Annotated in this window: 20 protein-coding genes; 11 read left to right on the forward strand and 9 right to left on the reverse strand. The window is 68.8% G+C overall.

Going from position 1 to position 18,740, the window contains the following annotated elements; genetic code table 11:
* The first annotated feature begins 61 nt into the window (after positions 1–61).
* A complete protein-coding gene (locus tag ACQPYM_RS17135; RefSeq protein ID WP_433021757.1) occupies positions 62–1,216 on the forward strand; it encodes an alanine--tRNA ligase-related protein in 1,155 nt (384 codons plus the stop codon).
* Between the two features lie 31 nt (positions 1,217–1,247).
* Here ACQPYM_RS17135 and ACQPYM_RS17140 read toward each other — a convergent pair whose 3' ends face one another.
* The 3 genes from ACQPYM_RS17140 to ACQPYM_RS17150 form a co-directional block, all read right to left on the reverse strand.
* A complete protein-coding gene (locus ACQPYM_RS17140) occupies positions 1,248–2,258 on the reverse strand; it encodes an EamA family transporter (protein WP_433021759.1) in 1,011 nt (336 codons plus the stop codon).
* A gap of 123 nt (positions 2,259–2,381) precedes the next feature.
* Positions 2,382–3,044 (reverse strand): hypothetical protein, encoded by a 663-nt coding sequence (locus ACQPYM_RS17145; RefSeq protein WP_433021761.1) that lies wholly within the window; start codon positions 3,042–3,044, stop codon positions 2,382–2,384.
* A 37-nt stretch (positions 3,045–3,081) separates the two neighbouring features.
* Positions 3,082–4,059: a DUF5937 family protein gene (locus tag ACQPYM_RS17150; protein WP_433021763.1), complete on the reverse strand. Its 978-nt coding sequence runs from the start codon at positions 4,057–4,059 to the stop codon at positions 3,082–3,084.
* A gap of 71 nt (positions 4,060–4,130) precedes the next feature.
* On the opposite strand from ACQPYM_RS17150, the gene ACQPYM_RS17155 reads away from it, so the two are divergent.
* Positions 4,131–5,318: an MFS transporter gene (locus ACQPYM_RS17155; RefSeq protein WP_433021765.1), complete on the forward strand. Its 1,188-nt coding sequence runs from the start codon at positions 4,131–4,133 to the stop codon at positions 5,316–5,318.
* Positions 5,319–5,323: 5 nt separating this feature from the next.
* Here the strand turns inward: ACQPYM_RS17155 and ACQPYM_RS17160 are convergent, their stop codons facing one another.
* The 3 genes from ACQPYM_RS17160 to ACQPYM_RS17170 form a co-directional block, all read right to left on the reverse strand.
* Positions 5,324–6,463, reverse strand: a complete 1,140-nt coding sequence (locus tag ACQPYM_RS17160) for a hypothetical protein (RefSeq protein WP_433021767.1) — start codon at positions 6,461–6,463, stop codon at positions 5,324–5,326.
* Between the two features lie 54 nt (positions 6,464–6,517).
* The gene (locus tag ACQPYM_RS17165; protein WP_433021769.1) at positions 6,518–6,937 is read right to left on the reverse strand and encodes a VOC family protein; all 420 of its coding nucleotides are present in this window, start codon (positions 6,935–6,937) and stop codon (positions 6,518–6,520) included.
* 114 nt (positions 6,938–7,051) lie between these two features.
* Positions 7,052–7,399: a nuclear transport factor 2 family protein gene (locus ACQPYM_RS17170; RefSeq protein WP_433021771.1), complete on the reverse strand. Its 348-nt coding sequence runs from the start codon at positions 7,397–7,399 to the stop codon at positions 7,052–7,054.
* Between the two features lie 88 nt (positions 7,400–7,487).
* Here ACQPYM_RS17170 and ACQPYM_RS17175 point away from each other — a divergent pair, with 88 nt between their 5' ends.
* Positions 7,488–8,369, forward strand: coding sequence for an RNA polymerase subunit sigma-70 (locus ACQPYM_RS17175; protein ID WP_433021773.1), 882 nt, complete (start codon positions 7,488–7,490; stop codon positions 8,367–8,369).
* Between the two features lie 32 nt (positions 8,370–8,401).
* Positions 8,402–8,959 carry a cysteine hydrolase family protein gene (locus tag ACQPYM_RS17180; protein WP_433021775.1) on the forward strand — a complete coding sequence of 186 codons (558 nt, stop codon included), beginning with the start codon at positions 8,402–8,404 and terminating at the stop codon, positions 8,957–8,959.
* 7 nt (positions 8,960–8,966) lie between these two features.
* Here the strand turns inward: ACQPYM_RS17180 and ACQPYM_RS17185 are convergent, their stop codons facing one another.
* Positions 8,967–10,757, reverse strand: a complete 1,791-nt coding sequence (locus tag ACQPYM_RS17185) for an AMP-dependent synthetase/ligase (RefSeq protein WP_433021777.1) — start codon at positions 10,755–10,757, stop codon at positions 8,967–8,969.
* A 130-nt stretch (positions 10,758–10,887) separates the two neighbouring features.
* Here ACQPYM_RS17185 and ACQPYM_RS17190 point away from each other — a divergent pair, with 130 nt between their 5' ends.
* Genes ACQPYM_RS17190 through ACQPYM_RS17215 form a run of 6 tightly spaced genes read left to right on the forward strand, consistent with a single transcriptional unit; the run spans position 10,888 to position 16,379 of the window.
* Positions 10,888–11,754 (forward strand): SRPBCC family protein, encoded by an 867-nt coding sequence (locus ACQPYM_RS17190; protein ID WP_433021779.1) that lies wholly within the window; start codon positions 10,888–10,890, stop codon positions 11,752–11,754.
* Positions 11,755–11,758: 4 nt separating this feature from the next.
* Positions 11,759–13,075: an ArsA family ATPase gene (locus tag ACQPYM_RS17195; RefSeq protein ID WP_433021781.1), complete on the forward strand. Its 1,317-nt coding sequence runs from the start codon at positions 11,759–11,761 to the stop codon at positions 13,073–13,075.
* Positions 13,072–13,518: a hypothetical protein gene (locus ACQPYM_RS17200; RefSeq protein ID WP_433021783.1), complete on the forward strand. Its 447-nt coding sequence runs from the start codon at positions 13,072–13,074 to the stop codon at positions 13,516–13,518. The genes ACQPYM_RS17195 and ACQPYM_RS17200 overlap by 4 nt, the downstream gene beginning before the upstream one ends.
* Positions 13,509–14,480 (forward strand): ROK family glucokinase, encoded by a 972-nt coding sequence (locus tag ACQPYM_RS17205; RefSeq protein WP_433021785.1) that lies wholly within the window; start codon positions 13,509–13,511, stop codon positions 14,478–14,480. Before ACQPYM_RS17200 ends, ACQPYM_RS17205 begins: the two co-directional genes overlap by 10 nt.
* A gap of 49 nt (positions 14,481–14,529) precedes the next feature.
* Complete coding sequence (locus ACQPYM_RS17210) at positions 14,530–15,669, forward strand: ROK family glucokinase (RefSeq protein ID WP_433021787.1); 1,140 nt, start codon at positions 14,530–14,532, stop codon at positions 15,667–15,669.
* A complete protein-coding gene (locus tag ACQPYM_RS17215; RefSeq protein ID WP_433021789.1) occupies positions 15,666–16,379 on the forward strand; it encodes an endonuclease/exonuclease/phosphatase family protein in 714 nt (237 codons plus the stop codon). The genes ACQPYM_RS17210 and ACQPYM_RS17215 overlap by 4 nt, the downstream gene beginning before the upstream one ends.
* On the opposite strand, the gene ACQPYM_RS17220 is transcribed toward ACQPYM_RS17215, so the two are convergent.
* Positions 16,366–17,109, reverse strand: a complete 744-nt coding sequence (locus ACQPYM_RS17220) for a phytanoyl-CoA dioxygenase family protein (protein ID WP_433021791.1) — start codon at positions 17,107–17,109, stop codon at positions 16,366–16,368. The two genes, ACQPYM_RS17215 and ACQPYM_RS17220, sit on opposite strands and share 14 nt — an antisense overlap.
* A gap of 86 nt (positions 17,110–17,195) precedes the next feature.
* On the opposite strand from ACQPYM_RS17220, the gene ACQPYM_RS17225 reads away from it, so the two are divergent.
* Positions 17,196–17,945 (forward strand): SDR family oxidoreductase, encoded by a 750-nt coding sequence (locus ACQPYM_RS17225; RefSeq protein WP_433021793.1) that lies wholly within the window; start codon positions 17,196–17,198, stop codon positions 17,943–17,945.
* A gap of 37 nt (positions 17,946–17,982) precedes the next feature.
* On the opposite strand, the gene ACQPYM_RS17230 is transcribed toward ACQPYM_RS17225, so the two are convergent.
* On the reverse strand, positions 17,983–18,732 hold the full coding sequence (locus tag ACQPYM_RS17230) for an enoyl-CoA hydratase-related protein (RefSeq protein WP_433021795.1): 750 nt from the start codon (positions 18,730–18,732) through the stop codon (positions 17,983–17,985).
* Positions 18,733–18,740 lie beyond the last annotated feature (8 nt).

Raw genomic sequence — 18,740 nt, forward strand, 5'->3', positions numbered from 1 at the left:
GGTTTCTGTTGTCCCGGCCCGCGGTCCCTTTCCGGTCCCTCACCAGTTAAGGACCACCGCGATGACCATCGACCAGACCTTCATCGACTTCTTCACCGGCCACGGGCATGTGCCGACCACGGGATCCTCGCTGATCCCCAGGCCCGGCGACCCGGTGCTGTTCACCACCTCGGGGATGCATCCGCTCACGCCGTACCTGGAAGGCGATCCGCATCCACTCGGCCGCCGGCTGGTCGGCGTGCAGCGATGTCTGCGCACGACCGACCTGGACGAGGTGGGTGATCCGACCCATCTGACCGTCTTCGAGATGCTCGGCTCCTGGTCGCTCGGCGACTACGGCTCCGAGCAGACCCTGCGCTGGGGGTACGAGTTGCTGACCCAGGGCTTCGGCATCGAGCCCGGCCGGATGTCCGTGACCGTGTTCGGCGGCGACGACCAGGTGCCGCTCGACCAGGAGTCGCTGCGGACCTGGCAGGACCTCGGGTTGCCGATCGAGCTGACCACCGACGACAACTGGTGGTCGAACGGCCCGACCGGTCCGTGCGGGCCGGACTCGGAGATCTTCGTCTGGACCGGCGAGGGCGGCCCGGAGGGTACTCCGACCACCGACAACCGCTGGGTCGAGGTGTGGAACCACGTGATGATGCGCTACCGCCGCCTCGACGACGGTTCGCTGGAACCGCTGCAGCAGCAGAACATCGACACCGGCCTCGGGCTGGAGCGGCTGTCGATGCTGCTGGAGGGCAAGGAGTCGGTCTACGAGACCGAGCTGTTCGAGCCCTGGCAGCGGATCGTGCCCGAGCTGTGGAAGCTCGACGAGGAGGACGAGCGGATCGTCATCGACCACCTGCGCTCCAGCATGGTGATCATCGGCGACGGCGTGCACCCTTCGAACACCGGCCGCGGTTACGTGCTGCGCCGGCTGATCCGCCGGGTGCTGACGCTGCTGTGGCGCTCCGACGACACCCGGACACTGTCCGACCTGCCGATGGAGTTGTTCGAGCACACCAGCCGGCACTTCCACCAGGGTGAGGTGCTCAGCCTGGTCCGCCGGATCCTGATCGACGAGGAGATCCGGTTCAGCAACCTGCTCGACCGGGGCCGGCGGATCCTCAGCCACGAACGGTTCCAGAAGCCGCTCGACGACGGCGACTTCGAGTACCTGCACGAGACCCACGGACTACCGCGCGAGCTGGTCCGGTCGTTGGTGGGGTGATGCCGGCCAGGTCGGCTCCAGGAAACCGGAATCAGTTTCCTGGAGCCGCGCCGACGGTGTCGCCGCGGAGCCCCCGGAGTTCATCACTGTCGTCCCGGTCGTCGTCGGGGATCGCGGGCGCAACCTTGCCGACCGAGGACTGCGCGACGAACGCGCCCAGCAACACGATGACCCCACCGATGATCTGGATGGTCGAGAGCTTCTCGCCGAGCAGGAGCAGGGCGAACACGCTCGCCGCCACCACTTCGACGTACGCGACCGCTCCGCCGATGGCCGCCGACAGTCGCTGGACCGCCGCCGCACCGGCCAGGTAGGCGACCACTGTGCTGATCACGATCAGCCAGGTCGCGAAGACCCAGCCGGGCGCGGACCGCTCACCGATCGCGATGGTGTCGCTCAGGACGTTCCACGGGATCGACCACGGGGCGGCGATCGCGGTCAGCATGATCGCGCCGACGACGCTACCGGCCGCCGTCATGACCAGCGGATCCGCGACGCCGGTGAGCTTGTCGATCAGGATGAAGTACGTCGCCTGGCAGGCGGCCGCACCCAGACCCGCGAGCAGGCCGATCAGGTCGAGCTGCAGCCCGGACCAGATCTCCACCACCGTGGCCAGGCCGACGAGGGCGATCGCGACGCCGAGCGCGGCGGACTTCGGCACCGCGACCTTGCGGCCGAACTTCAGCCAGCCGACCACCAGTACCGGGCCGGAGAACTCGAGCAGGATCGCCACGCCGACCGGCAGCCGGCTGGCGGCGACGAAGAACAGCGTCTGGCAGCCGGCGATCCCGGTCAGGCCGTAGAAGACGAGTTGCGGCCAGGACGCCTTGGCGGAGCGCAGGCCGGCCCGGCCGCGGAAGATGAGCACGAGCGGGACGAGCAGCGCGGCGGCGCCCAGGATCCGGAGCCAGGCGGCCTGCTGGGGTGACATCCCGGCCTCGATCAGCGCCTTGGCGAACGGCCCCGACCCGCCGAAAGTGATCGCCGAGAACACAGCGAACCCCAGCCCGACGGACTTGGTCCGAGCAGCATCCTGCGCCATCCCCATCCCACCTCCCACCTACTCCACCCGACCGTGCCGGCCGGGGAACCTGTACATGGGCATAACCATGTCACACCCATTACATGGGCGTCGAGGGGGATACTCGCCGGCTGGACAGCGCGCTCAGAGCACGTTGACCGCGCGGGCGGCGACCACCGCGATGGTGAGCAGCGAGATGGCGGACTGGATCCCCATCAGTGTCTTGGCCCGCGCGGTGAGCGGCATCGTGTCGGTCGGACTGAACGCGGTCGCGGCCGTGAAGGCGACGAACAGGTAGTCGGTGAAGCCCGGCAGCCAGCGCTCCCAGCCCGGCAGGTCGACGGTCATCTGCGGGAACAGCAGGTCCGCGCGCTCCAGTTCGTGCTCGTGCTCGGGCATCCGCGCGAACGGCCCGCCCCGATCGATCTCCCAGTACCAGAGCGCGAAGGCGACCACGTTCGTCACCCAGATCAGCAGCGCGGCCTGGACCAGTACCTTGCCGTCGGCGGTATCGCCCGAGGCCAGCAGGACGATCAGGCTGGCCAGGTACACGGCGTTGACACCCACCAGGACCGCCAGCAGCACCAGTTCGACCCAGCGCAGCCAGACCTCGTCCCGGCGCAGGTGGAACGGGTTCGTCCACACCAGTGGGACCAACAGCGCGGCGCCGATGGCCGGCATGATCCAGCGCGGCGTGTCCATCAGCTGCGCCGGTACGGCGAGCTGCAGCCCGAGCGCGACGACCACCGCGAGTGAGGCCGGCCAGCGGCGGGTGTGACGGCTGGCGGCCGCCTTCGGGACCTTCATGCGTTCCGCGCCTGTCGGCTCACCGGAGCATTGTCACTCACCCGATGGCCGCGTCGACGACGGCTTGCCCGACCTCGGTCCGCCGATAGTGCACCTGATGCCCGGTACGCCGCCGAGTCGCCAGCCCAGCACCGTGCAGCGCGGCCAGATGCTCAGCCACCGTCGCCAAGGCCAGCCCGTACTGCGCCGCCAGCGCGCTCGTCGTCGCGGGTGGATCCAGCGCGACCAACAGGGTTGCCCGGGTCCGGCCGAGCAACGTCGCGAGCGGATCAGGCGGAGCCGGTACGTCGGACCACAGCCGGGCCGCACCACGAGCCGGGTAGACCAGCGTCGGTTGGTAGCTGGGGGCAACGACCATCACGAGGAACGGCCACGCGAAAACCCCCGGGACCAGCAGCAGCCCCTGCCCGGTCAACTCGGCGTCGGCGGCGCGATAGTTGGATGCGATCAGCCGGCCGTCCTCCCAGATCACCGTCGGATGCAGATCGTCGAAGAGTTTCGCCAGGCCGCCCGCGGTGAGCTGCTGGCCACGATGGGCGATGTCGTCGTCGAGTACGCGGCTGATCATCGGCCAGTCCGGCCTGATCAGCGTTTCCCACGCCTGCTCGATCTGGTCGGCCATCCGGTCCCGTGTTCCGGCCGGATCCTCGAGCATCCGGTCGATCTCCGGGCCGGCCGGATTGTTCTGCTCGTCCCGGGACCGGATCAGCTCTGCCCGGACCCGGTCCAGCGGCGTACTCCGGACGCGGGCGATCTCGGTCGCGAACTTGGCCCGCGAAGCCCTCGGCGGTGGGGTCAGGAAGTCAGGGGTGAAGCCGGAGCGCGGTTGGACTGCCCGGAGCAGGCTGAGGTCGAGCTCGGCCGCGAGCTCTTTCTTTCCGGCGACCCAGGGGGAGTAGAGCGGCCGACGCTGATGCTGGTTGAGCACCCTGACCGCCGACATCGTTTCCCACAGCGGCGACGTACCGAACCGGCAGCGCAGGGTATCCGCCTGGCTGAACTTCAGCACCGTCATCGCGAGCCGGTTCTTTCGGTCACAACCGAAACGGTACTCTCGCTGGGCGCTGGCGTTCCAGGCTCAGTCGCGTGAGTACTACTTCTCCTCCCGTCGGGTATCGCGCCGTTCTGCGGGTTCCCGGATTGCGCAGCGTGTTCGTCGCTCATGCCGTCTCGATGGCGGGCACCGTCGCGGCCCAGGTCGCACTGTCGATTCTGGTCTTCGAGCGGACCGGCTCGCCGCTGCTGTCCGCTCTCGTTCTGGTCTGCTCGTTCGTCCCGTACGCCGTCGGCGGGATCGCCCTCTCGTCGCTCGCCGACCGTTTCCCCGCCCGCCGCGTCCTGGTCTGCTGCGATCTGGTCAGCGCCGCATGCATCGCCACGATGTTGATCCCCGGCCTCCCGATCGGAGCACTCCTCGGCCTCCTGTTGCTGACCGGGATCGTCGCACCGGTCTTCGCCGGCGCCCGCGCCGCCAGCCTGGCCCAGTTGCTCGACGCCGAACTGTTCCCGATCGGGCGTTCGTTGCTCAGGGCAATCGCTCAGGTCACCGTGCTGATCGGCTTCGCGCTCGGCGCCGTCGCGGTCGCGGCGATCGGCCCCACCTGGCTGCTCGCCCTCGACGTGGTCACCTTCGTTGCCTCCGCTGCCCTGATCGGCTTCGGTACGCCGTTCACGCCGGCCGTCGGGCGAACCGGCAGCACCTGGCAGGATTCCCTGACCGGCTTGAGATATCTGCGCGGCAACGTGCCGCTGCGCCGGCTCATCCTGCTCTCCTGGGTAGTCCCCGCGTTCTCGTCGATGCCCGACGGACTGGCTGTTGCCTACACCGTCCAAACCGGCGCGGCCGCAACTGCCGCCGGCGCCCTCTTCGCCGGGTACTCCGTCGGCAGCGTCCTGGGCGAACTGGCTGCGGCCCGCCTCACCCCGGCAACCAGACGGAAACTCGTCATCCCGCTGATCCTGCTCAGCCAGACTCCAGCGATCGCATTCATCGCCGAACCGTCCATCCCGGTCGCAGCGGTCCTGCTCGCGCTCTCGGGTAGCGGGTACGCGTTCAACCAGGGCATCGATCCACTCATCCTGAACGTCACCGGACCGGAGCACCGGGGTCGGCTTTTCACTGTGCAGACCAGCGGGCTGATGGCGATCCAGGGCGTCAGCATCGCGCTGGCCGGTGCGATCGGCACCTTCCTCCGCCCGAGCCTGACCATCAGCTTCGCCGCCGTCATCGGCACGGCGGTCACCTTGCTCCTCGCGAGGAGGGCGCTGAGGTGATCGGGTCAGGAGGCGAATTCCCACCAGCGGTTGCGGGTGCGGTTGCGCTTGCGGCGTGACGGCTTGAATTCGCGGTAGTAGCTGCGATCGTCGAGCCACTCGAGGAAGCGTTCTCCCCGACCGGGGGACGGTACGGGCGGAAGATCACGGGCGACGAACACCATGTGATCCGGGAGGGCCAGGTCGGGGTAGGCCTTGCGCAAAGCCTTGTAGGCCAAGGCGATCTGCTTGGAGTGGAAGCGGCACAGTCCGCGGCCCCAGTACTCAGGACGCTGGTTGCGATGGGGGATGAGGCACTGGTCGCGGCTGCTCTCGGCCAGCGGGAACTCGGCGTACCGCAGGAACAGATTGGCCAGCCGGTAGGCGGCCGGATCGGACAGGGACCAGACGTCCCAGTCCGGCCCGAACGGTTCGACCAGTTGCTTCACGTCTTCGGGGTCGAGTGGGCCGTCCGCCAGGTCGCGAAGCTCGCTGCCGAGATGGTGCAGGCGGGAGAAGGAGACGATCCAGATCGAGCCTGCCCACCAGTTGACCAGGATCAGCAGGCCGGCGAGCGCCACTTGGGCCCAGAGGGCAAATCCGTCGGCCCAGCTCAGACGCCCGTCGGCCAGAGTCCAAGGCAGCAAGGCGATCAGGAGCAGCAGCGCCGCGCCGTACGCGACCCACGCGGAAGGATCGGATCGGCTCATCGGGTGGTAGATGCCGCCGGGCCGGCGCGGTAGCGCTCGGGGGCGGAGGCCGAAGAGGAAAGGGTTGCTGGTGGTGGTGACGTCGCGGAACATCTGGCTGGCGTGCTCGCCGGTGGGAAGGTGCGGCAGGTAGGCGAAGATGCGTTTCGTCAGGAAGACCGCGTTGAAGACATGTGCGGCGGTGAGGGCCAGGAACGCGGCCCAGGCGTACCCGAGTGGCACGTCGACCACGCCGATCGACAGTGTCGAGCCGTCGGCGAGCAGTTTGCCGACGATGGTGGCGAGGGTGAGCCCACTGCCGAGCATCAGCAGCCGGGAGCAGACCTGTACGCCGGTGACGATCCGGCGACTCTCGGCCTCGCGGTCGATCCGGTTGGCATAGTCGATCCGGTACCGGCGCCACGCCTCGGACTCGTACGGGTGCTCCGGCGGCAGGTTCCGAGAGGGCTTTGCCATCCACCGATTATCCCGGCGTTCGGGGTCGCTGCTCCGAACGCCGGGGTGTCACGGCTACTTGGCGCGCGCGGCCTGGATCTCCAGGTAGTGCGGGTTGTGCATGATGCCGAGGATGTTGCCGAAGGGGTCGACGACCGCCGCGGTGGTGAAGTCGCTGCCGGAGTGGGAGGTGATCGGGGTGTACTCCTTGGCGCCCATCGAGAGCAGCTTGTCGAAGGTGCCCTGCAGGTCGTCGACGTGCCAGTGCATGACCGCGCCACCGGGGGCGTTGGAGGCGCCGGGCGGCGCGTACTTGCGGTCGATGAAGCCGAGCTCGTCGGCGTCGTCGCCGATCCGGAACTCGATGTACGCCGGTGCGGCGGGCGCCGGCGGGAACTGGAAGTCCTCGGCCTGACCGAGCAGTTCGGCGTACCAGTCGCGGGCGGCGACGACGTCGTCGGCGTAGAAGCTGATGGTGGCGAATCCTCGGAACATCGGAACTCCCTGAATCGGTGTCGAGGCGGTCGTTCCACCTCGTTGACTCCATCATCAGCCACAGAAGTGCTCACCAAGTGAGCACTTTTCTGCCCAGTTTCCGATGAGCTGTTCTCAGCCGCGGGCCTGCTCGAACGGGAGGCGGTCGAAGATGATGCGCAGCGTGCTGATCTTCCCGTCGTGAACGGTGTGGAGTTCCGCGCCGGGAGCGTCGGCGACCGGATGCGTGCTGGTGCCGTACATCAGCAGCGCGGTCGTCTCATCGCCGAACGCGGCGTGGAGTTCGGAGCTGCGGAGGATCTGCGAGAACGGTTCCATGAACGCCCGGAACGCCTCGGCGCCGACGATCGGGCCGGCCGGAGCGTGGCAGGTGATGTCGTCGCCGATGTAGGTCATCGCCAGGTCGAAGTCGTGCGAGGTCCAAGCCTTGTAGTACGCCAGCACAGTGTCGAGGGGAGTCATCGAGGAGTAGTCCTTCCAGAAGTAGGTGATGCCTGGGTAGACACCAGGCCGGCCGCGATCGGAACGGTCGGCCTGGCACGATGTGGCGATGGGTGAGCAGCAGACCTTCGACGAGCTGATCGCGCCGTACCGGCGGGAATTGCACGTGCACTGCTACCGGATGCTCGGCTCCGTCACCGACGCGGACGACGTGATGCAGGAGATCCTGGTCGCCGCCTGGCGCGGCCTGGACTCGTTCGCCGGCCGATCGTCGCTGCGCACCTGGCTCTACAAGATCGCCACCAACCGCTGCCTGAACGCGATCCGCGACGGCAAACGCCGCCCACCCCCCGAACCGCTGCCACCCTTCGAACCACCCCCGCCGACCAGCCGCGGCGAGGTCACCTGGCTCCAGCCCTACCCCGACGCACTCCTGGACGACCGACTCGTTCAGCGGGAGAACATCGAACTCGCCTTCATCACCGCTCTCCAGCGGATGCCACCGCGCCAGGCGGCCGCACTGATCCTCGTCGACGTCCTCGACTTCTCCACCCCCGAAGCCGCCGACCTCCTCGACACCACCCCGACGGCGGTCAAAGGCGCCCTCCAACGAGCCCGCGCCTCACTCCACAGCCCGTCCCCGCCCCGCGACACCGAGACCGAACGCCAGCTCGCCAAACGCTTCGCCGAAGCCTTCATGGCCGACGACATCGCCACCATCACCACCCTGCTCACCGACGACGCCTGGCTGACCATGCCACCGGCCCCACACCAGTACTACGGCCCGTCGGCGATCGCCGCGTTCCTCGAGGTCAGCGCCTCGGCTCGCACCGAATCCGAGCTGCTCCTCGAACCCGCCGGCGCGAACCGCCAGCCCGCGTTCGCCTGCTACTTCGTCAACCCGTCAGGTCGCGTTTTCACCGGCCACATCGTGCTCACCATCAGCGGCGACCGGATCAGCACCGTCACCCGCTTCCTCGAATTGAGTTGACCAACCCGCGCACCGCTCCCGATGATCACGCTATGGTCGAACCCGTTGACGCCCTCCTGATCATCGACATCCAGCAAGGCGGCGTCACCGGCGACACCGCAGTACCAGAGGCAGCGCGTCTCCTCGACCGGGCAGGCCACCTCTTGGACGAGGCCCGAGCAGCAAACGCGCTGATCGTCCACATCCAGAACGATGGCGCCCCAGGCACCCCGGACGAGCCCGAGACCCCAGGCTGGGAACTCCACTTCCCGGTCAAGCCGAGCGACCGCGAGGTAGTCATCCGCAAGCCCCGCGACGACTCGTTCGCAGAGACCTCGCTCGGGGATCTGCTGACTGCGCAGAGGATCCAGTCGCTGGTCCTCTGCGGCCTCATGTCGGAGATGTGCGTCAGCGCCACAGCCCGTACTGCGCTGGCGCGCGACTACCGCGTGGTCCTACCGCACGACGCCCACACCACCACGGGGATCCCGGCCACCGCGACCTCGCCGGCCATCCCGCCGGAGACGGTCTCCCGGGTCGCGGAATGGGCCCTGGGCAACGACCTCGAAATCGTCGAACACGCCTCCGAGGTCGTCTTCAGAATCCTCTGATGGCGGGCTACTTCGCGTAGAGCGCCTCGACGTCGGCCTCGTGCTTCTCCATCACGATGTGCCGGCGCAGCGAGAGCTTGAGCGAGAGTTCGCCGTTCTCCTGGGTCCAGTCGGTCGGCAGGATGGTGAACTTCTTGATGCCCTCGGCCTTGGAGACGGCCGTGTTGGCGTCGTCGATCGCGCTCTGGATCTCGGCCTTCAGGTCCTTGTCGTCCACCAGGACCGACATCTCGTTCGGCTTGCCGTGCTTCTCGGCCCAGTCGCCGATGGTTTCCGGGTCGATGGTGACCAGGGCCGCGATGTACGGCTTGCCGTCGCCGACCACCATGCACTGGCTGACCAGCGGATGCTGCCGGATCTGGTCCTCCAGTACTGCGGGCGCCACGTTCTTGCCACCCGCGGTCACCAGGATCTCCTTCTTCCGCCCGGTGATCGTGATGAACCCGTCGGCGTCGAAGTCACCGAGGTCGCCGGTGTGGAACCAGCCGTCGTCGTCGATCGTCGCCTTGGTCGCCTCTTCGTTGCGCCAGTAGCCGACCATCACCTGGCCACCCTTGAAGCAGAGCTCGCCATCATCGGCGACACCCACCGTCACGCCCGGCAGCGGCCGGCCGACGGTGCCGATCCGGATGTCGTCGGGCAGGTTGACGCTCAGCGCGGCGGTCGTCTCGGTGAGCCCGTAGCCCTCCAGCACCGGTACGCCGATGCCGCGGTAGAAGTGCCCGAGGCGTTCGCCCAGCGGCGCGCCACCCGAGACGGCGTAATCGACGTCGCCACCCAGTACGGCGCGCAGCTTGGAGTAGACGAGCTTGTCGAACAGCGCATGCTTCGCCTTCAGCCCGAACCCCGCGCCACCCTTGTCCTGCGCCTGCGAGTAGGCGATGGCCGTCTCGGCGGCGGCATCGAAGATCTTGCCCTTGCCGGCCGAGTGCGCCTTCTGGCTGGCCGAGTTGAACACCTTCTCGAACACCCGCGGCACGCTCAGGATGAAGGTCGGTTTGACCTCGCCCAGGTCCGCGACCAGGTTCTTCACGTCGGAGGAGTGGGCGACCTTGACCCGCATCATCACGCAGCCGACCTGGATGATCCGGGCGAACACGTGCGCCAGCGGCAGGAACAGCAAGGTGGTCGCGCCGTTGAGCCGGAACAGGTCGGGCAGCACCTTCACCGCCGGCTCGAGCTCGTGCATGAAGTTGCCGTGGGTGAGTTCACAGCCCTTGGGGCGGCCGGTGGTGCCGGAGGTGTAGATCAGGGTGGCGAGGTCGCGGGGGAGGACCGCCGTACGCCGCTTGTCGAACTCGGCGTCGCTGATCTCCTGGCCGAGCACCGTGAGCTGGTCGACGGCGCCGGCCTCGATCTGCCAGATCTCCTGCAGCGACGGCGCCTCGGCCCGGGCCGCCTCGACGACGGCGCCGTGGGCGGCGTTCTCGACGATCGCCACGACCGCCTCGGAGTCGGTCAGGATCCACTGGATCTGCGACGTCGACGAGGTTTCGTAGATCGGCACGGTGGCCGCGCCGATACTCCAGATCGCGTAGTCGATCAGGGTCCACTCGTACCGGGTGGCGCTCAGCAGGGCGACCCGCTCGCCGTGCTTGACGCCGGCCGCGATCAGGCCCTTCGCCACGGCGGTCACCTGACGGGCGAACTCGGCCGCGCTCACGTCCAGCCAGCCGCCCTCGACCCGGCGGCTGAACACCGCGGTGTCAGGATGGGAGGACGCGTTCGCCCAGACGGGATCGCTCAGGCTGCCGCTGGTCGGTGGCTCGATCACAGCAGGGGTGGTGTACTCGCGCATCCGCGTCTCCTCGGTCGGTCACGACGATGTCGGTCGGGCAGGGTCGGCTCCGGCGCACGCTACAGTCACCTACCCACAAGTAGCCAGATCAGTGTGACCCACAGGACACAGGACAACCTAGGACTCAGGCATGCCGGCGCTCGACCTCAGTTGCGACGACTTGGTCGTTGCTGATCCAGCCTACGTCGCCCAGCGGCTCGGCGCGGACACCCTCTGGCAAGAGTGGTGGCCGGACCTGGTCCTGATCCCGTCGGAGCGCCGCGGCCTGGAGGGAGTCCGGTGGGCCGTCACCGGCGCGGCGATCGGTACTGCGGAGTGGTGGCTGGAGCAGGTCCGCGACGGAGTCGTCGTGCACTGGTACCTGCGGGTGGACCCGACCCGGCCGGTGGGCCCGCGCCGGTTGCGCAGGCTCCGGGAGCGGTACGTCGCGCAGTACCGGGAGAACCTGTGGCGGCTGAAGGACGAACTCGAGAGTGGCCGCGCCGCGGGCGAGGGCAGGCCGGACTGCGAACCCGCGATAGTCTCCCATGAGCAGAACCCGGACCGGCAGCGGAGAGGTGAATCGATGGCAGAGCAGACCACCTCGACCATCGTGGTGAACGCGACCCCGAAGGAGATCATGGCGGTGATCGCGGACTTCGAGGCGTATCCGGAATGGGCCGACTCGATGCGGGAGACCCAGGTGCTGTCCACGGACGAGGCGGGCCGGCCCAAACAGGTCCGGTTCAAGGTGGATGCCGGCGCGATCTCCGACGAGTACACGCTGGACTACGTCTGGTCCCGCAACGAGGTGCACTGGACCCTCGTGCAGGCCAAGATGGTCAAGGGCATGGACGGCGCCTACGTTCTGCGCGATCTCGGCGACCAGGGCACCGAGGTGACGTACCGGCTGGCGGTGGACGTGGCGATCCCGATGATCGGCATGCTCAAGCGCAAGGCCGAGAAAGTCATCATCGACACCGCCCTGAAGGGCCTCAAGAAGCGCGTCGAGTCCTGATCTCGTGACACGGGTTCTGCTGTACACAGGAAAGGGTGGCGTGGGAAAAACCACGTCCGCGGCCGGTACTGCGACGCTGGCCGCGTTGCGGGGGCTGCGCACGCTGGTGCTGTCCACGGATGCCGCGCACTCGCTGTCGGACGCTTTCGACAACGAGGTGGGTGGCGAGCCGACCGAGATCGACGACCTGCTGTTCGTCCAGCAGATCGACGCGCAGCGCCGGTTCGAGCGCTCGTGGGGTGACATCCAGGCGTACCTGCGCTCAGTGCTGCAGGTGATCGGTGTGGATCCGATCGAGGCCGAGGAGTTGACCGTACTACCGGGCGCCGCGGAGGTGCTCGCGCTGCTCGAGGTACGCGACCACGTCCGGTCCGGCCGCTGGGACGTGATCGTGGTCGACTGCGCGCCGACCGCCGAGACGCTGCGGCTGCTCGCGCTGCCCGAGGCGCTCAGCTGGTACATGGACCGCATCTTCAACGCCGAGCGCAAGGTCGTGCGGACCTTCCGTCCGTTGCTCAGCAAGGCATCCGGTCTGCCGATGCCCGATGACACCGTCTTCGATGCGCTGCGCCGCTTGCAGGGCGACCTGGCCGACATCCGCGCGCTGCTGACCGGTCCCGACGCGTCCGTGCGACTCGTGCTCACCCCGGAGGCCGTCGTGGTCGCCGAGGCGCGGCGCTCGCTGACGACGCTGTCCCTGTACGGCTACCGCGTGGACGGCGTCATCGCGAACCGGGTCTTCCCGGCTGCCGGTGCCGACAACTGGCGGCGGCAGTGGGTCGCGGCTCAGCGCGGGATCCTGGACGACGTCGCCGACTCGTTCCGCCCGCTGCCGATCTGGGAGTCGCCGTACCGCGCCTGCGAGCCGGTCGGTGTCGAGGAGCTGGCCGCGTTCGCGGTGGAGATGTACGGCAAGGACGACCCGTTCGCTCGGGCCACGGACGAGACCTCGTTGTGGGTGGATCGGCACATCGACACCGACGGCCGCACCTACACGCTCACCATGCCGCTGCCGCTCGCATCGGCGAATGACCTGGAGCTGGCCCGGCACGGTGACGAGCTGATCATCACTGTGGGCTCGTACCGCCGGGTGCTGCCGCTGCCGGCCGCACTGGCGCGTGGGGTTGTGGCAGGTGCCCGGCTGGACGAGGGGCAGCTGCAGGTGCGCTTCGCGCCGCGCGAGCCGCTGCCGCGGGTGGTGGAGACGCCGCCGGTGAGCAGCCCGCTGGACTCGGTGGAGGGGCTGGCGCAGGAGATCCGCGAGCAGATGAGCCAGCAGTTCGACAACGAGCCGACGGCGATCTCGGAGGGCACCAGATGAGCAAGGAGCCCGTCGGCTCGGTCGCCGAGGAAGCGGCCAAGCTGTTCGCCGTACTGCAGCAGGCCGCCCGCCAGCAGGACCCGCACCAGCCGGACTCGCACCAGGACGAGCCGCTGGCCGACGAGGAGCCGGCGCACGCAGTACCGGACGAGCACGAGCACGGTACTGCGCGCAGTGGTGGGCCGGAGTGTCAGTGGTGTCCGGTGTGTCAGCTGATCGCCAAAGTACGGACCACCAGCCCCGAGACGATCGAGCAGCTGTCGACGGCGGCGGCCGGCGTACTGGGATCGGTACGGTCGCTGCTGGAAGCTGCCGCGGAGGCCGCGCGGCAGGCCCGGGAGGACGCAGAGTCGCGGACCGCCAAGGCGCAGGATCCCGAACGGCCCGCCCGGTCCCGCGTGGACCGGATCGACGTGAGTGAGGACCCAGAACCATGGGATTGAGTATCGGCATCGATGTCGGCGGTACCAAGATCGCCGCGGGCGTGGTCGACGACGACGGCACCATCCTCGCGCGCACGCAGCGCGACACGCCCGCCGACTCGGTCGACGAGACGGCCCGGGCGATCTGCGCGGCGGCCGCGGAACTGATCGCCGACCACGACGTGGAAGCGGTCGGCATCGGGGCCGCCGGGTTCGTGTCCTCCGACCGGTCGACGGTGCTGTTCGCGCCGAACCTGGCGTGGCGGGACGAGCCGCTGGGCGCCCGGGTGGCCGAAACGCTGCAGGTGCCGGTGGTCGTGGAGAACGACGCCAACGCGGCGGCGTGGGGCGAGTTCGCCTTCGGCGCGGCCAAGGACGTCGAGCACATGGTCTGCGTGACCGTCGGCACCGGGATCGGTGGCGGCGTGGTGATCGACGGACAGCTGCTGCGCGGCGCGCACGGTGTCGCGGCGGAGCTGGGGCACATGCGGGTCGTGCCGGGCGGTCACCGCTGCGGTTGTGGTGCGCGGGGCTGCTGGGAGCAGTACGCGTCGGGGCGGGCGCTGGTCCGCGAAGGACGTGCGCAGGCCGAGTCGGGCTCGCTGGCCGCCGCTCAGATGCTGAGTGTCTGCGGGATCACCAACCCGGCCGAGCTGACCGGCCCGATGATCACCGAGGCGGCTGCCGCGGGCGATCCGTGCGCGGTGGAACTGCTCGACGACCTCGGCCGGTGGCTGGGTGAGGGGCTGGCCAGTATCGCCACGCTGTTCGACCCGAGCACGATCGTGATCGGCGGCGGCGTGAGCGCGGCCAAGGAGCTGCTGGTGAAGTCGGCGCAGGTCGCCTTCGAGAAGAACCTGCCCGCCAAGGCGAACCGGCCGCACCCGGCGTTCGGGCTGGCCCAGCTCGGCAACGACGCGGGCCTGATCGGCGCCGCCGACGTGGCCCGCCGGCCGGTGCCGACCCTGGAGAGCTCTCGGTGAGCTGTACCGTTTCAGGAGTCTCTGGGGGTACGGCTAAGGAGGTCGTGCGATGGCTCTGACGCAGGCGCTGACAATCGGGATCGACATCGGTGGCACCAAGGTGGCCGCCGGTGTGGTCGACCCGGAGGGCAACATCCTGGACCGGTTGCGCCGCGACACCCCGACCAAGGACCCGCGCGAGACCGAGGACGCGATCGCCGAGATCGTGCACGACCTGGAGTCGCGGCACGACGTGATCGCGGTCGGGATCGGCGCGGCCGGCTTCGTCGACGGCACCCGCTCATCCGTGCTGTTCGCACCCCACTTGGCCTGGCGGCACGAGCCGTTGCGGGACGCCGTCGAGCGTCGTCTCGGGCTGCCCGTGGTGGTCGAGAACGACGCCAACGCGGCGGCTTGGTCGGAGTGGCGCTTCGGTGGCGGTCAGGGCGAGAGCCACCTGGTCTGTGTCACGCTCGGCACCGGGATCGGCGGCGCGATCCTCAACGACGGCGCCTTGCAGCGCGGCAAGTTCGGCATCGCGGGCGAGTTCGGGCACATGCAGGTGGTGCCCGGTGGGCATCGCTGCGAGTGCGGCAACCGGGGCTGCTGGGAGCAGTACGCCTCGGGCAACGCGCTGACCCGGGAGGCCCGCGAGCTGGCGCTGTCCGGTTCGCCGGTCGCGCACAACCTGCTGCGGGCCGCGGCCGGCGATCCGCTCAAGATCAACGGGCCGATGGTGACGGAGCTCGCCAAGGACGGCGACCCCGTCGCGATCGAGCTGCTGGAGGATGTCGGCCGCTGGCTTGGGATCGGGCTGGCCAATCTGGCGGCCGCGCTCGATCCCGGGACGTTCGTGATCGGTGGTGGCGTCTCGGATGCGGGGGAGCTGCTGCTCGCTCCGGCCCGCGAGGCGTTCAAGCGAACGCTGACCGGCCGTGGGTTCAGGCCTGAGGCGCGCATTGTTCGCGCAGTACTGGGTCCTGAGGCGGGCATGGTGGGTGCTGCTGACCTTGCGCGGGAAGAGGCGACCTGGTTGCGCCGGGTGCGCGTCAAGACGACTGCGGTGACCGCGAAGACGGCCGCGCGCAGTGGACGGTCGACCCGGCTCGAGCGGGCCACCCGCAAGTCGGTCGGACGGCGTACGGGGATGCGGACGGCGGAGCCTTCGGTGAAGGAAACGGCCGAGCTGAACGGTGACAGCGAGGCATGAGTGATGGCCCGTCGCTGCGGGTGCTGTCCTACAACGTGCACCGCTGGGGCGACGACCGCGAGGCGCTGGCCCGGGTCGTGCGGGCCTGCGCGCCTGACGTCGCGCTGATCCAGGAAGCACCGACCTGGTGGGGCACGCGGCGCAAACGCGAGGCGATGGCGGCGACGTTCGGCCTCCGGTACGTCGCGGCGTCGGCGCGCAACGCGATCTTGATTGCCGACGGCATCGATCTCCAGGATCCCCTGCACTGGCGGGTCTGGCGGCCCTTCGTCCGCCGCCGGCTGCGCTTCATCGCAACCCAGCTGCCCGGCGGTTCGGTCGGCGGCCGGACGACGCTCGGTGACGTCGCTGTCGCCTTGGTGGTCTGCCACCTCGGCCTGCACATCCGCGGTCGGGAGCACGAACTCGACCAGGTACTGCGCGGTTGCAAGTCCTTCAACCTGCCTTACCTGCTGGTCGGCGACCTCAACGAGGAGCCAGGCGGCCCTGTCTGGAATCGCCTTGCAGCAGAGGGTTTGACCGACCTGGGCGTCGACGCCGGCCCGACCTTCCACTCCGACAACCCGGTCAAGCGCATCGACGGCGCGCACCTCTCACCCGGCCTCGCCGGCCGCGTCATCCCGCTCGACTCGATCGAGGGCGTCACCCGCGACGACCTCATCGCGGGCTCCGACCACCTGCCGATGCTGCTCGAGCTCACCCTGCCCTGAACTCGCTCAACGGATCGACGACCACATCGCGCCACCGATCGCTGTGTCCGTGGGCTTGCAGCCGGTAGTAGATCGTCTCGCGCCGGTCCGGCCCGGTGTTGCCACCGATGTTGTGCCCGAGCAGGTAGTGCGCGAACAGCACACTCCCGGCGGTGCCGAACGTCTGAATCTGCTCGCCAAGCTCGATCTTCGGGTACGGCGCACCGCTGGTGTCTTGGCTTAGTTCGGCCAGGGCGTCGGCGCCGCGTTCGGCGAGATACTCCCCGAACCGCAGATGCGTACCCGGCCAGACATGCAGGTTGCCGTGGTACTCCTCCTGCTGGTCGGTCAGCCAGACCCCGGCGAGCATCGAGAACGTGTACGGCGTACCGTCCGGCGCCAGCGGGCTCACCCCGTCGACGTGCGGCGCACCGGGTCGATGAGACCACGGCGGAATCGTGGTCGCGATCTGCGCGAAGTCGGGATCGTCCACCCCGAGCTCTGGCCGGATCAACTCGCCTGCGAGCGGAGCCACCGTCTCCCGATAGAAGTCCAGCAGCGGATGCGAGCCATCCTCGAATCGCGGCCAGGCGAACTGAATGCCCGTGTGACCCGGCGCCGGCGGCTCCTTCTCGAGCTCTGCCGCGACCAACTTGCGTCCGGTCGCGAGTTGCTCGTCGGTGAGCACATCGGGTACCACCACAAAGCCCTGCTCGCGGAATGTCGTGCGCATGCTCGCGGTCATCGCCATGAAGCGCAGTGCACCAGCACCTCTCTGCGGGTTGCAACTGAATAAATCCTTTGTGGGTTGAGGAAACGGACGGCAGGATGGAGCCCATGAGACCGGTGGCGTTGGTGACGGGTGTTGGTCGACGGGCCGGGATCGGGGCTGGACTCGCCGAGCGGTTGGCGGCGACCGGGTGGGATGTCGGCTTCACGTACTTCGGTGGGTACGACGAGCGGATGCCGTGGGGGGCGGACACTTCGGCCCGGGACGAGATCACCGGAGTACTGGCTGGGCACGGGGCGCGGGTGTTTTCGGTGGAGGCTGACTTCGAGGATGTCGCCGCGCCGGGTGAGGTGTTGCGGGCCACCGGTGAGGCGCTCGGGCCGGTGCAGGCATTGGTGATGTCGCACTGCGAGTCGGTCGACAGCGGCATCCTCGACACCACCGTCGAGAGCTTCGACCGGCACTTCGCGGTCAACGCGCGAGCGACCTGGCTACTGATCAAGGCGTTCGCGGAGCAGTACGCCGCGCCGTACGGCGACGGCCGGATCGTTGCCCTGACCAGCGATCACACCGCGGGCAACCTCCCGTACGGCGCCAGCAAAGGTGCTCTCGACCGAATCACCCTCGCCGCGGCGCGTGAACTCAGCGACCTGGGCATCACCGCGAACGTGATCAACCCCGGTCCGATCGACACCGGGTGGATGACGCCGGAAATGGTCGAGCAGTTCGCGGCTGAGAATCCGCTGAAGCGCCCCGGGCGACCGGTCGACACCGCCAACCTGGTCGCCTTCCTCTGCTCACCCGAGGGCGGCTGGGTGAACGGGCAACTCCTGCACAGCAACGGCGGCTGGGCCTAGCATGTCGTGCCGGAAGCCCTGTTGCGCTACCGGCGCACTAGCGCTTCTTGCGGTTGAGGAAGGCAAGCATCGCTTCCTGGGCGGCGGGGGAGCCGAACAGGCCGGCCGAGAGCTCGGCCAGTTCGGTGCCTCGGGCATCGATGTCGGCGAGGAGCTCGCGGTTGAGCAGTTTTTTCGTCTCGCGCAGACCTTGCGGCGCGCCCTTGAGCAACGACTTCAGGACCGCGTCCAGCGCACCGTCGAGCTCCTCGTCGGCGACCGACTGGGTGACCAGCCCAAGCCGGGCAGCCTCCTCGCCGCCGAAGCCGTCGCCGGTGAGGAAGGTCAGCGAGGCGGCGCGATCCGTCAGCCGTGGGATCACCGTCAGCGAGATCGTCGCGGCCGCTAACCCCAGCCGGACCTCCGTCAGCGCGTACGTCGAGCTGTGCCCGGCGACGCTGATGTCGGCCGCCGCCACGATCCCGATACCACCGGCCCGCACCGGCCCGGTGACGCGGGCGACCACGGGCTTGGAGTTCGCCACGATCGCGCGCTGCACGTCGACCATCCGCTGCGCCCCGACACCCATCCCGACCGTCGTCGCCTCGGACAGATCGGCGCCCGAGCAGAAGACGTCCAGCGCCGACCGGATCACGATCACCCGCGCGTCGTCATCGGCGTCAGCCGCCGCCAGGTGAGCCAGCAGCTCGCCGGTCAACTGCTGGGAGAGCGCGTTCTTGTTGTGCGGCGAGTCCAGCGTGATCGTCGCGACCCCGCCGGCAACGTCCAGGTGCACCAGTTCCGTCATGGCGCCCA

It is taken from the genome of Kribbella sp. CA-294648 (genome assembly GCF_050943845.1).
GTDB lineage: Bacteria > Actinomycetota > Actinomycetes > Propionibacteriales > Kribbellaceae > Kribbella.